This is a genomic window from Flavobacterium sp. 22659, from assembly GCF_052044235.1.
Classification (GTDB): Bacteria; Bacteroidota; Bacteroidia; order Flavobacteriales; family Flavobacteriaceae; genus Flavobacterium; species Flavobacterium johnsoniae.
This window is the reverse complement of the sequence record NZ_JBQEMU010000005.1, coordinates 134,140-147,683: the sequence shown is the minus strand read 5'-3', so window position 1 is coordinate 147,683 and position 13,544 is coordinate 134,140. Positions and strand designations below refer to the sequence as shown.

Here is a 13,544-nt window from a genome sequence, read left to right as displayed (position 1 = left end):
AAACAGGATTTATAATCCAAAACGATATTGTATTCCTCCTAAAGCTTGTGTTCGAGTTCCCAGAAAACCAGCTTCTACCCTAAACATGATATGTTTATTGAGTTGGTATTGAGTACCTACAATAAAATTCCACATATCTTTTGGTCTTTTTTGAAGCGAATATTGAATCGATGACGAATCAGCAGTGCTCAAAGCTCCATCTAATGTGGATAGAAAATTTCCGGCACTTTCCAATGCACGATTTGCCGTATTATGTTTAGCCGCGTTAGCAGGATTTTTTTGTTCAGCAGGTGTTAGTCCGCTCCACCAGGTGTCGACTTTTTGCTGATTTTCAGAAACTTTATCTAATCCATTGTCAACTTTTGCCTGCGCTGTGGATAAATCAATTATATCAGATAAATTAATATTTCCATTTGTATTTCCGGAAATATGAACCCTGAAACCGCCCACCCAAACCGCTATATTTTGGTCTGCTTTAGGAAGTTTAAATGTTTTTCCTAAACGAGGGCCAAATACATACGAAAAAGCAGGTTTATCTAAAGCACTTACATCTGTCCAGGCCATATTCATATCAAGTGCGAGCCACCCGCCGCCAATTCCTATGGTTGGTGTCATCCCAAAACCAAATGTCGTAGCGCTAAAACTTGCTTTTGTACTAAAATTGGCAATTTCTGTCCAATTATTATCAGCATCAGGAATATAAATTCCCGCATTGATTTTTGTTGAAGGATTTGATTTTCCAAAAATACCATAGATGTTTAAAAAAGGCAGCAGCCAAATATCCGGACGAATAGTTAGTGCTCCCGCTTCGACAGAAGATTTATCAAAGCGTACAATTTCGTCTAAATTATACATTGGGCCATTATTAAAACCCACTTGAAGATTACTGATGATAATTTCAGAATCCTGCCAGAAATAATTTAGGGAAAGCCCGGCAGAATATGGAAGTTTGTACCCTTTCTGGGCTACTTTTTCTCCCCAGATAGGAAGTGCATAAGGATAATCGGCAACTTTAAGACTGTCTTTTAACTCTTGGTTTTTTTGTCCTACGATTTTTTCAGTATAAACCTGACCGAAAAATGAAATACTAGATAATAAAAAAAGGGCTGATATTAGTTTTTTACATTTCATTGATTAGAGTATTAATTGATTAAAATAAAACTGCTTGAAATAAATATGGACTAATGTATTCTAAAAGGAATTTCGGCTTATCTTTTTGTCTTACTGGAGTATAAAATGATTGTATTAAGAGGGAATTATATGTTAATTAGTGTTAAAGTTAACTAAAAATTCCTTTGTTGAGAATTATTTTTTAATAAAAATGATTTAGAATCAGTGTTTTACATATTTTTTTGAAAGCAAAAGAAATAATGTATTATTTTTACAGTCATGAAATGGATCACTATTTTATTGTCAATTTATTTGATGGCACTTTCAAATATGCCCTGCGCAGATATGGAAGTAAATAGTGCTATGCATAAAACGGCGCAGTTTGCTTCAGAAGACAATCACTCGCATGATAAAGACAATGATTTGTGTTCTCCGTTTTGTGCCTGTAACTGTTGCGGCGCACAGGTTTTAAGTTACCATTCTGCTGTAAGTTTTGAGTTTCCTAAAACTTACAATCAAATTTCAATAGTTTTACCAAGTTACAGTTCTGTTTTTATTTCCAATTTCTACGGAAGTATTTGGCAGCCCCCTCAAATAGCATAATGATTATGCCTGTCCGGTAAAGATCGGAAACAGGCGAGAGAGTTGTGGACTTTCCACACGTTTACAGACAATTTAATTGTCTAATTTCTCACGTCATTATATATTCAAATGTTAGATAAAATCATTCAGTTTAGTATACGAAACAAATTCGTAATACTATTATTTACCCTTGTGCTTATTGCCTGGGGAAGCTATTCGCTTAAAAATTTACCTCTCGATGCCCTGCCGGATGTAACCAACAATCAGGTTCAGATTATTACCACAGCGCCAACACTGGCAAGTCAGGAAGTAGAGCAATTAATTACGTATCCTTTAGAAAGAGCTGTAAAGACAGTTCCAGATGTAATAGAACTCCGCAGTATTTCCCGTTTCGGATTATCGGTTGTAACCGTTGTTTTTGAAGACGATGTCGATATTTACTGGGCCCGCGAACAAATATTCCAACGCTTAAAACAAGCTGAAGAAAACATTCCGGATTATGTAAACTCTCCAGAATTAGCACCAATTTCTACAGGATTGGGAGAAATTTACCAATACGATGTTTATGCCAAAAAAGGGTATGAAAACAAATACAGTGCTGTAGAACTAAGAACGATTCAGGATTGGATTATTATTCCGCAATTACAGGGAATTAAAGGAGTTGCAGATGTAAGTACATGGGGCGGAAAACTCAAACAATTTGAAATCGCCGTAAACCCAAATATGCTGAATAGTCTGGGAGTTACTATTACCGAAATTTTTGATGCTTTAGAAAAAAACAATCAAAATACCGGAGGCGCTTATATCGAAAAAGATCAATATACCTATTTTATTCGAGGTGTCGGGATGGCAAAAGGTGTAAAAGACCTTGAAAATGTAGTAGTAAAAAACCGAAACGGCTCTCCGGTTTTGGTACGCAATGTAGCGCAGGTACGCGAAGGTGTGGCATTGCGTTATGGAGCATCAACCAAAGACGGAAAAGGAGAAATCGTGTCCGGTATGGTTTTGATGCTGAAAGGAGAAAACTCCAGCGCCGTTGTAAATCGTGTTCACGAAAAAATGGCACAAATAAACAAAAGCCTTCCCGAAGGTGTTGTTGCCGAAGCCTTTATTGATAGAGGAAAACTGGTTGATAATTCTATTAAAACCGTTGCCAAGAATTTATTAGAAGGGGCTTTAATCGTGATTTTCGTTCTGATTTTGTTTTTAGGAAACCTTCGTGCCGGATTAATTGTTGCTTCCGTAATTCCGTTAGCAATGCTGTTTGCCGTTATTTTAATGAATGCCTTTGGCGTGAGCGGCAACCTAATGAGTCTTGGTGCGATAGATTTCGGAATTATAGTCGACGGTGCCGTCATTATCGTCGAGGCCACAATGCATCATCTGCAGAAATTCAAAAACAAAAAAGAATTAACGCAGGAAGAAATGGACGAAGAAGTTTATAATTCGGCTTCAAAAATCAGAAACAGTGCCGCTTTTGGAGAAATTATCATTCTTATTGTTTATCTGCCAATTCTGGCTTTAATTGGAACCGAAGGAAAAATGTTCAAGCCAATGGCTATGACAGTTGGTTTTGCCATTATTGGAGCATTTATTCTTTCGCTTACTTATATCCCAATGATGAGTGCTTTGTTTCTTTCTAAAAAGACAGAACACAAAGAAAACTTCAGCGACCGAATGATTGCTTGGCTAGAAAGTCGTTATATGCCTTTGTTGAAAAAAGCTTTAGCGTTTAAAAAAGTTGTGCTTTCTGTTGCCATTGGGTTATTTGCTTTAGCTCTTATTGTTTTCCAAAATATGGGAGGCGAATTTATCCCGACAATCGAAGAAGGAGATTTGGCTATCAATGCTACCATTATGACGGGAAGTTCGCTTACGCAGATGGTTGAAACGACTACGAAGTACGAACAGATTCTAAAAGCCAAATTCCCAGAAATCAAAACAATCGTAACTAAAATAGGAAGCGGTGAAATCCCAACCGATCCAATGCCAATTGAAAGCGGGGATTTAATTATTGTTCTAAAAGACAAAAAAGAATGGAAAGGCAAATACCATAATTGGGAAGAACTGGCAAATGCCATGAAAGAGGAAATGGAAGTAATTCCTGGCGCGAATATCGAAATCTCTCAGCCAATTCAGATGCGTTTTAATGAATTAATGACAGGAAGCCGCTCTGATATTGCGATCAAGATTTTTGGTGATGATTTGGAGATTCTGGACGCTAAAGCGACCGAGTTAATTTCGAAAATAAAAGGAATCGACGGAATTGGAGATTTAAAAGCCGATAAAGTAACAGGACTGCCGCAAATTACCATTAAATACGATTATGATAAAATTGCACTTTACGGTCTGAATATTTCAGATATCAACCAAATCATTCGTTCCTCATTTGCCGGAGAAAGTGCCGGAAAGATTTATGACGAAAGTAAAAGATTTGATGTTGTGGTAAGAATGGACGAAAACAATCGTGCCGATATTACTGATGTGAGCAATTTGTTTATTCCGCTTCCAAGCGGACAACAGGTTCCGCTTTCTCAGGTAGCTTCTGTTGAATACGAACAAGGACCTGTGCAGGTTATCCGCGAAGACGGAAAACGAAGAATTACAGTTGGATTAAACGTGCGCGGGAGAGATATTAAAAGTGTCGTTGAAGAAATTCAGGCAAAACTGGATAAAAGTTTTAAACTTCCTGCAGGTTATTATGTGACGTACGGCGGACAATTTGAAAATTTGATTGAAGCCTCAAAAAGACTTTCTGTAGCCTTGCCAATTGCTTTGGGACTTATTTTGGTTCTGCTGTATTTTACTTTTAAAAGTGTCAAACAAGCACTGCTGATTTTTAGTGCAATTCCGTTATCCGCCATTGGAGGTGTTTTTGCGCTTTCGCTGAGAGGAATGCCGTTTAGTATTTCGGCAGGAATTGGTTTTATTGCCTTATTCGGAATTGCGGTTTTAAACGGAATTGTACTGATTTCGTATTTCAATCAATTAAAAACGGAAGGTATTTTAGATCCGTTTCAGAGAATCCTTATCGGAACCAAAACACGTCTGCGTCCTGTTTTAATGACCGCAGCCGTAGCTTCGTTAGGATTTTTGCCAATGGCATTATCTACAAGCGGCGGAGCAGAAGTACAAAAACCACTGGCAACCGTAGTAATCGGCGGATTAATCTCGGCAACACTATTAACCTTAATCGTTTTACCGATTTTGTATTTATTGTTGGAGCGTAGGTTTAACCGCAAAGAACGCAAAGATTTACGCGAAGAACGCTAAGAAAAATTTAAAGAAAATGAAAAATTTATTATACAGTTTAAGAAAGATAACCTTTGCGAACTCTGCGCATCCTTTGCGAACTTTGCGGTTAAATGAGTTGCTATTGGCAAATAAGGTTTTGTGGTTAAGTGCATTTCTATTAGCAAGTACAGCAACATTTGCACAGCAATCCATAAGTCTAGAAAAAGCAATAGAGCTAGCCAAATCAAACAACATCGATTTAAAAATTGCTGATAAAGAAATCGAACGACAAAACATTTTAAAGAAAACTGCTTTTCAGCCGGATCCATTGCAGGTGCAGTATCAGGGCGGACAGTTTAACAGCGTTGATTTTGATCATAATGTTTCGGTACAGCAGTTTTTTCCACTGGGAAATGTCACAAAAGCCAATAGGCAATTACAGGAAGAACTCGCTAAACTCGCCGAAAAACGAAAAGCATTATCGTCTTATGAATTGGAAAAAGCCGTGACTCTGGCTTATTATCAATATTTGTATGGAGTTTCAATTCAAAAATTAAACTCAGAACTAAATGAGATTTATACCAAATTTCTAAAGAACGCCGAACTTCGATTTAAAACCGGAGAAAGCGGGAATATTGAAGTTATAAGTGCAAAAGCTAAAGTAAAGGAAATTGAAACGCAGAAAGAACAACTAAATTACGATTTGGCGATTTACCAAAAACAGCTTCAGTTTTTTATTCAGACCGATGAAAACATCGTTCCGGATGAAACGACTTCACTGCAATATCCTTTTATAGAAAATAAGGATTCGAAAGCAGAAAGTTTAATGACCGATTTTTATCAGCAGCAAATTTCGGTTTACCAAAAAGAAGCCGGAACATTTAAAGCGAATCGTACACCAAAATTAGGTTTAGGTTATTTTGCACAGACTATTAATACCGAATCGCTGTTTCAGGGATTTACAGCAGGATTACAGATTCCGTTATTTGGAGGCGTAAATACAGCAAAGGCGAAAGCGGCGGAAATCAGTATTTCGCAGTCACAACTGGCATTAGATAAAAATAAAATTATTCTGAATCTGCAAAAAGAGGAATTGCTAAACAACTTTCAAAAACAGCAGAAAAACCTAAATTATTATAAAAATGAAGGTTTGCAATATGCCAATCAGATTATCGAAACGGCTCAAAAGAGTTATGCCAACGGCGATATGAGTTATTGGTCGTACATAAGCTTTTTAAATCAGGCGATCGATATAAAAAAACAATTTGCAGAAGCAACACACAGTTATAATCAAAGTGCTGTAGAACTTCAATTTCCAACTATCAAAAATAATTAATCATGAAAAATATATCTAGTTATTTAACCGCAAAGAGCGTAAAGATTTTATCGCAAAGCTTATTTTCTCTGCGTGCCTTGCTCCCGATGGCTATCGGGATTGCGATCTTTGCGGTTACCTTAATCGCTTGTAACGAAAAAAAGGCTGAAGAAACAAAAGAAGAAGAAAAAGAAACTACAGAAGTGGCGCTAAGCGAATCTCAATACAAAACTGTAGGAATTGAAACGGGCATTGTAGAAGACCGCAATCTTAATAAAGTGATCAAAGCAAATGGTTACACGACAGTTCCGCCGCAAAATTCAGCTGAGGTTTCGACTCTAATTGGCGGAACGGTGAAAGACATTTATGTATTGGAAGGAACATTCGTTAACAAAGGGAAAGTTTTGGCAACGATTCAAAATCTTGAAGTTATAGGGATGCAGGAAGATTACCAGTCGGCGGCTGCCAATGTAGAATACCTGCAATTAGAGTACAACCGCCAGAAAACGCTGAGCGATGAAAATGTAAATCCAAGAAAGACTTTTCAGGAAGTAAAAGCCAAATTAGCAGCAGAAAGAGCCCGTGCGCAGGCAGCAAAAAACAAATTAGATGCTTTGCATGTCAACACAAAAGGAACAACATCGGTTGTGCCTATTGTTTCGCCTATTAGTGGTTTTGTTGGGAAAATCAATATTGCCAAAGGCGCTTTTGCAAACACAGGAGTTTCGCTTTTTGAAGTAACAGATAACAGCCAGATGCATTTAGATTTAAATGTGTACGAGAAAGATTTAGGTTCGATTTCTATTGGTCAGGTGATCGATTTTGTATTAACGAATCAGTCGAACAAATCGATTAAAGGAAAGATTTTCGGCATCAATAAATCATTTTCTAACGAAAGTAAAACGGTTGCCGTACACGCGAAAATCGATCCTGCCGATGCCAAAGGCCTGATCCCGGGAATGTATGTTTCGGCAAATATTAATATTACAAACACAACAGTTCCGGCATTGCCAAAAGACGCCGTTGTTCGAAATGCTGATAAATATTTTGTTTTTGTACAAGAAGAAAATCATCCAGAAAAAAAACACGAGCATAAAGAAGGGGAAAAAGAAGAAACTCACGAAAAAGAAATTCATTTTAAAGCCATTGAAGTCGTTCCCGGAACTACAGATTTAGGTTTTACAGAAATTAAGTTCGTCGATAAGATTGACTCTCAGTCAAAAATTGTTACTAAAGGTGCTTTTTACCTGCTTTCGGCAATGAAAGGCGGAGGAGAGCATGAACATTGATTTTTTTAAGGTGCTGATATTTTAAGATGTTGAGGTGCTGAGTTTTTTTAGAAATGACAAATGAATGTTTAATTTTCATTCTCAAAAAAAAACTTAGCAGCTTAGTGCCTTAGCGGTAAAATAAGCGAGATTAAAAACAAACTTTGCTTATACCATTTGCTGCAAATTGATTAAATTTAGAGCATTATTAAAATAAGTTTCCAGAATCTGAAACTTTAAACTTTAAACATGAAACTTTCTCATGATACATCAAGATAAAGAAATAAAAAATACAAAAACTAAAGCCAAACCTTCCTGCTGTTGTTCACATGACGAACCTGTACATTCAGATAATGACGGACATGATCACGATCATGAACATGGTGCAGAGGGAAGCTTGTTTAAAATGTTCCTGCCTTCTATTATATCTTTCATTTTATTACTAATCGGAATTGGTTTAGACAATTATTTTCCGCAGGATTGGTTTACGGGATACGTTAGAATCGGCTGGTATGTTATTTCGTATATTCCGGTTGGGCTTCCGGTTTTGAAAGAAGCTTACGAAAGCATTGTAAAAGGCGATGTTTTCTCAGAGTTTTTCCTAATGTGTATTGCCACAATAGGAGCATTTGCAATTGGCGAATATCCCGAAGGTGTTGCGGTTATGTTGTTTTATACCATAGGCGAAACCTTTCAGGGAATGGCGGTTAGCAAAGCAAAATCGAATATTAAAAGTTTACTGGACCAGCGTCCGGATGAGGTTAATATTGTAGAAAACAATATTGTTACAAAAGTTAAGGCAAAAGACGTTCAGATTGGAGCCGTTATTCAGCTTAAAGCAGGAGAAAAATTAGGTTTAGACGGCGAATTACTTTCAGATTCGGCTTCGTTTAATACCGCTGCTCTAACCGGAGAAAGCAAACCCGATACCAAAAAGAAAGGAGATACGGTTCTGGCCGGGATGATAAACGGAAATACTATTGCACAGGTAAAAGTAACAACTGCTTACAACGACAGTAAACTGTCTAAAATTTTGGAGCTGGTACAAAATGCGACCACTAAAAAAGCACCTGCAGAGCTGTTTATCCGCAAATTTGCTAAAATCTATACACCAATTGTAGTATATCTTGCCATTGGAATTTGTTTACTGCCAATGCTTTTTGTTGATAATTATGTTTTTAGCGACTGGTTGTACAGAGCTTTGGTTTTCTTGGTAATTTCTTGTCCGTGTGCTTTGGTTATTAGTATTCCGCTGGGGTATTTTGGCGGAATAGGTGCTGCAAGTAAAAACGGAATCTTGTTTAAAGGAAGTAATTTTCTGGACAGTATTTCGACCATTCAGAATGTGGTTATGGACAAAACCGGAACAATGACAGAAGGTGTTTTTAAAGTGCAGGAAGTCATTATAAAACCTGATTTTGATAAAGAGGAAATTCTGAAATTTGTTAATGCATTAGAAGGAAAAAGCACGCATCCGGTAGCAACCGCAATTCATAATCATGTTGGAACAATCGATTCATCAATTGAACTGAATAATGTAGAAGAAATTTCAGGACACGGTTTAAAAACTGAAATAAACGGAAAAGAGCTTCATGTTGGAAACTTCAAACTTCTGGATAAATTTAATATTTCGTATGATATTGATCCGTCTTCTGTAGTTTATACCACAATTGCCATAGCTTACGACAGAAAGTTTGCCGGCTATTTAACTATTGCCGATGAAATTAAAGCAGATGCACAAGAAACGGTTTCTAAACTAAAATCTTTAGGTGTTAAAGTTACGATGCTGAGCGGCGACAAAACCAATGTAGTTCAGTTTGTAGCCGATAAACTTAAAATCTCAAATGCTTTTGGAGATTTGCTTCCAGAAGATAAAGTCAATAAAGTAAACGAAATTAAAGCCAAAAACGAAACGGTAGCTTTTGTGGGTGATGGTGTTAATGATGCGCCGGTAATTGCTTTAAGCACCGTAGGAATTGCAATGGGAGGTTTAGGAAGCGACGCTGCTATAGAGACCGCCGATGTTGTAATTCAGGACGATAAACCAAGTAAAATTGCAATGGCAATAAACATTGGAAAGCAAACCAAAAAAATTGTCTGGCAGAATATTACTCTGGCTTTTGTTGTAAAAGCTTTTGTTTTAATTCTCGGTGCAGGCGGACTTGCTACAATGTGGGAAGCTGTTTTTGCCGATGTTGGTGTGGCGCTGTTAGCAATTTTAAATGCGGTTCGAATTCAAAGAATGAAGTTTTAATTCATCAATATAGACAACAAAAGCCCAATTCATTTTGAATTGGGCTTTTTGGTTTTAAAATTTTAGTTCAATTATATTTTCATTATTCTCTAATATAATTTCTGTTGGATTACTTTCAGAAGGAATTTGTGTTGGATACCAATTTCTAGTAGGCTGCACAAGTATCAATAAACCTTCGTGATCACCAATGGCTGAGAATTTTTCAGTATTGGTATTTTGAGAAAAGAAATGTAATCCGTGTTCTTCTATTAATTGATTTCCCAGTTCCAGAGGATTTTCAGTAACAATTCCTATTTCGCTTATACTCAAAATAGATTCCGGTTTAAATTCTCCCAACTGTTCATTTTCGAGATCGTGTCTGGCAATAAATTCCAGCAGATTGCCATTGTGATCGTAAAAATAAAGAGAATGTGCGTTCCAGTTTTCAAAATGCGTAACTACACTTTTATCTTCCAGAACAATTAAATCGACTTTGTCTTTAGACCACTGAATGGCTTCTTCAAGCTGATTTTCGGGAATATTAAAAGCAAAATGGTAAATGGAATTAAACTGTGGATCTTCGACAAATTTTAGAATTGAACTTCCTGCCTGAAAAGTAATCCATTTTGTATCTTCTTCCAGAATAAAAAGGCCTAATACGTTTTGATAAAATGCTTTCGTTTTTTGAATATCGTTTGTTTTGATTTGAATCTGATCTATTTTCATAATGGTATTTTTTATTAAAAGAAAAAGCTTCTTTTTTAGTTTCAAACAAATTTAGAAAATCAGAGTTTTGGTATTACTGCCAGACTATTTTATGCTTCAATGAAAATATAGAAAAAGAGTATTGCTGTACTGATAAAGTTACGTTTTTTAAAATAAAAAAAGTTCACTTCAAACCAATGAAATGAACTTTTAATATATTTCGTAAGCTTTATTAAGCCATATCGATCAATCCTCTTTTTATAACATAATGATCGTCATTTTTGACCACATAAAATTGTGCAGCAAAGCCCGAAGGTTCTCCTAAGTAAGTTAAACTCACATCAAAATATCTCATATCACCGTTTTCATCTGCCCACATAAAATCATCTAGTATGTCTAAATTTCCAAGCCATTCTAAATTGTTCAGCCACTCTTTTCCTTCAAAAGATTCATCTTTTGCTATTTCATGAATAAGATAATGATCACGCCAAATTACATGAATTGATTCTTCCCAGTCATCATAAAGGTGGTCTACGCTGTTTTTGGCATTGTCTAATTCTCCTTTTTTTAAATAAGCAAAAAAATCTTCAACGGCATTTTGAGCTTCACGTTCTGTTGGTTTTTCTTTCCAGGTTTTAAAGGTTGTCATAAAATTTAGTTTAAATTAATGATTTTTAGGGGGATTAAAGGTCTTTTTCTTTATATACAAATAAACTAATTTTCTGTTGAAATGCATTGCATTACTGTTTTATCTTGTAAAATTTTACTGTTTAAAATATAAATAGAGTTTGGTTTTGAGTAAAATTGAAAAAAGACTTTTTAGATGAAGGAAGCTTTTAAAGTTTTATGCTAAGATAAGTATGATAAATTTACCTTATTCTAATAGTTATAAGTCTTATAATGGATGTTTCAAGTGTCACTAATATATTATTTTGTAATGATAAATAAACTAATAAAGAATATACGCGAAAAGGTTTGTAATCTTTCTGTAAAAAAATCTGATTTAAAATATATTAAGCATAAAATTTAAAGTATGAAAAAATTTGAAAAAAACTATTTGAGAATATTTGCTAATATAAATAAAGCGGAATATTCAGAGGATGAAAAAAAACTATTGACAGAATTATTGATAAGTATTATAAAAATTAACTTTAATTGTAATAAACTTAAATATGATATTGAAGGTTCAGGATATGGGATTTCAAAGGGTGATGGTTTGATTTATGAAAAATCTTTAAATAATAAACTAAATGAAAAAGGATACAAAAATCTTTCAGGATTTAAAGTATATTCATATGATGACTCCTACAAATCAGCTTTTTCAATTTTTTCAAATGTTAATGTTTTAAATAGACTGGATATGTATTTTAGCTGGCCATATAATGATTTGGAAAGTCTCGAAAAGACAATTGAAATTATTAAATCAGTCTCTCAAAAATTAAAAATCGATTATGCATATGCATATCCAGATGACAAAACATTATTTGAAGAGGGTGAAGGAAGAATTAATTATATTGGTCGATCAAGTATGTTAAATATTCCGGAGCAAGAACTAAAATGGGAAGATAAGTTTTCAGAAATTACAACAGGAACTATAAAAAAACTTTATCCTTTAAATGTATTTAATAAGAAACAAATAGAAGGGTTAAGAGATCTTTCTATAGAAAAGAAAATTCAATTGTCAGATGAAAATCAAATTTGGATTTTTAATCCATCAACTTTAGATACAGAAAACACTAAGGTAACAACGAAGGTAATAGATTAAAAGCTATATAATTTTAATTCATAAAAAAAGCCCGTTTCATAAAGAAACAGGCTTGGCAGATTTGCAGTTGTTGGGGGAATTTACAAATCATATGTAACTAACATATTATTTTGGCATTTCAGGAACCATAATTCTTCTTGTCGGCGTGCTTAAAGTTTCGATAAAAGCTAATAAATCGCTGATTTCTTCTTTGCTCAAATCTAATTTTTTAAGCGCAGGATCTGATTTTGGAATTAAAGAATCTCTTGCTGTTCCCAGATATCTTTTTTGAACAGGAGAAGGGTTTCCTAAATTATATAATTCTACAACATCCAGTAAAGTTGGAAAATGCCCGTGATGCATCCACGGTTTTGTATTTACAACTTCGCGAAGCGTTGGTGTTCTAAATTTACCAATATCTTTAACATCTTTGGTCACATTATAACGTCCGAAATCTTCATTTTTTGTTCCAAATAAAGTCTGTCCGTCATTATGAAACTGATTATCGCTGAAATAAGGCGTATTATGGCAGTTGATGCATTGCGCTTTGGTTCTGAACAAATGAAGTCCTTTTACCTGCTGATCGGTATAAATGTCTGATTTTCCGCTTACAAACTGATCAAACTTACTTTTTGGACTATTGATGGATCTTTCAAAAGTAGCAATCGCATACTGAATTCGTTCTAAAGTCACTTTTTTATCTCCAAAAGCTGCTGTAAATAGAGAATTGTAACCTTTAATTTTAGCAATTTTATCGACTGCAATGGTCAGTTTTTCATTCATTTCTAACGGATCCTGAACAGGAAACTGTGCCTGATCTTCCAGACTTGAAGCACGGCCGTCCCAAAATAGGGAAGTGGCGTAGGCCGAATTTAAAATCGTCATTGAATTGCGTTTTCCTGTTTGTCGGTCATGACCAAACGAGCGCGTTAAATTATCCGTCCATCCCAATTCTGGATTATGACAGGAAGCACACGCAATCTGTCCGCTTTTAGACAATCTCGGATCAAAAAAGAGTATCTTTCCTAAGCTTTCTTTTTCCTTCGAATACGGATTATATGCAGGATAGGGAACAGCAGGCAAAACGCCGATATCCTGAAATTTTGATTTATCTACACTTTCGTGTAATTCTGCAGCAGGCCATTTTGAGGTATCTCCGCCGGAATAAATTTTTCGTAATTCCTGTATGTCGATATAATCGGGCTGTTCAACGCTTTTATAAGCCGTCAAACTCAAGAGGAATAGGAGAGGGAAGATTAGTTTTTTCAATTCTTTTTGTTTTTTTGTTTTTTGTTTTTTTTGATTGGTTTTTAAGTCTCAGCCACAGTTAACAGTCGCAATTTACAGTATCAG

General features: G+C 35.4%; 10 protein-coding genes. 6 read left to right on the top strand and 4 right to left on the bottom strand.

Annotation, left to right across the window (positions count from 1 at the left end; translation table 11 throughout):
- Positions 1-9: 9 nt before the first annotated feature.
- Positions 10-1,131 carry a hypothetical protein gene (locus tag ACTJIW_RS07455; RefSeq protein WP_012025332.1) on the bottom strand — a complete coding sequence of 374 codons (1,122 nt, stop codon included), beginning with the start codon at positions 1,129-1,131 and terminating at the stop codon, positions 10-12.
- Between the two features lie 258 nt (positions 1,132-1,389).
- On the opposite strand from ACTJIW_RS07455, the gene ACTJIW_RS07450 reads away from it, so the two are divergent.
- The 5 genes from ACTJIW_RS07450 (at position 1,390) to ACTJIW_RS07430 (ending at position 9,763) form a co-directional block, all read left to right on the top strand.
- Positions 1,390-1,713 (top strand): DUF6660 family protein, encoded by a 324-nt coding sequence (locus ACTJIW_RS07450; RefSeq protein ID WP_012025331.1) that lies wholly within the window; start codon positions 1,390-1,392, stop codon positions 1,711-1,713.
- 108 nt (positions 1,714-1,821) lie between these two features.
- The gene (locus tag ACTJIW_RS07445) at positions 1,822-4,965 is read left to right on the top strand and encodes an efflux RND transporter permease subunit (protein WP_440715957.1); all 3,144 of its coding nucleotides are present in this window, start codon (positions 1,822-1,824) and stop codon (positions 4,963-4,965) included.
- A 16-nt stretch (positions 4,966-4,981) separates the two neighbouring features.
- On the top strand, positions 4,982-6,262 hold the full coding sequence (locus ACTJIW_RS07440; protein ID WP_044047818.1) for a TolC family protein: 1,281 nt from the start codon (positions 4,982-4,984) through the stop codon (positions 6,260-6,262).
- A 2-nt stretch (positions 6,263-6,264) separates the two neighbouring features.
- Positions 6,265-7,530, top strand: coding sequence for an efflux RND transporter periplasmic adaptor subunit (locus ACTJIW_RS07435; RefSeq protein WP_440715956.1), 1,266 nt, complete (start codon positions 6,265-6,267; stop codon positions 7,528-7,530).
- A 241-nt stretch (positions 7,531-7,771) separates the two neighbouring features.
- Entirely contained in the window at positions 7,772-9,763 is a 1,992-nt protein-coding gene (locus ACTJIW_RS07430; protein ID WP_440715955.1) for a heavy metal translocating P-type ATPase, read from the top strand.
- A gap of 54 nt (positions 9,764-9,817) precedes the next feature.
- Here the strand turns inward: ACTJIW_RS07430 and ACTJIW_RS07425 are convergent, their stop codons facing one another.
- Positions 9,818-10,468: a VOC family protein gene (locus tag ACTJIW_RS07425; protein WP_121361518.1), complete on the bottom strand. Its 651-nt coding sequence runs from the start codon at positions 10,466-10,468 to the stop codon at positions 9,818-9,820.
- 211 nt (positions 10,469-10,679) lie between these two features.
- Complete coding sequence (locus ACTJIW_RS07420) at positions 10,680-11,096, bottom strand: hypothetical protein (protein ID WP_440715954.1); 417 nt, start codon at positions 11,094-11,096, stop codon at positions 10,680-10,682.
- 384 nt (positions 11,097-11,480) lie between these two features.
- On the opposite strand from ACTJIW_RS07420, the gene ACTJIW_RS07415 reads away from it, so the two are divergent.
- A complete protein-coding gene (locus ACTJIW_RS07415; RefSeq protein WP_440715953.1) occupies positions 11,481-12,212 on the top strand; it encodes a hypothetical protein in 732 nt (243 codons plus the stop codon).
- Between the two features lie 105 nt (positions 12,213-12,317).
- Here the strand turns inward: ACTJIW_RS07415 and ACTJIW_RS07410 are convergent, their stop codons facing one another.
- Positions 12,318-13,460, bottom strand: a complete 1,143-nt coding sequence (locus ACTJIW_RS07410) for a cytochrome-c peroxidase (protein WP_440715952.1) — start codon at positions 13,458-13,460, stop codon at positions 12,318-12,320.
- Positions 13,461-13,544 lie beyond the last annotated feature (84 nt).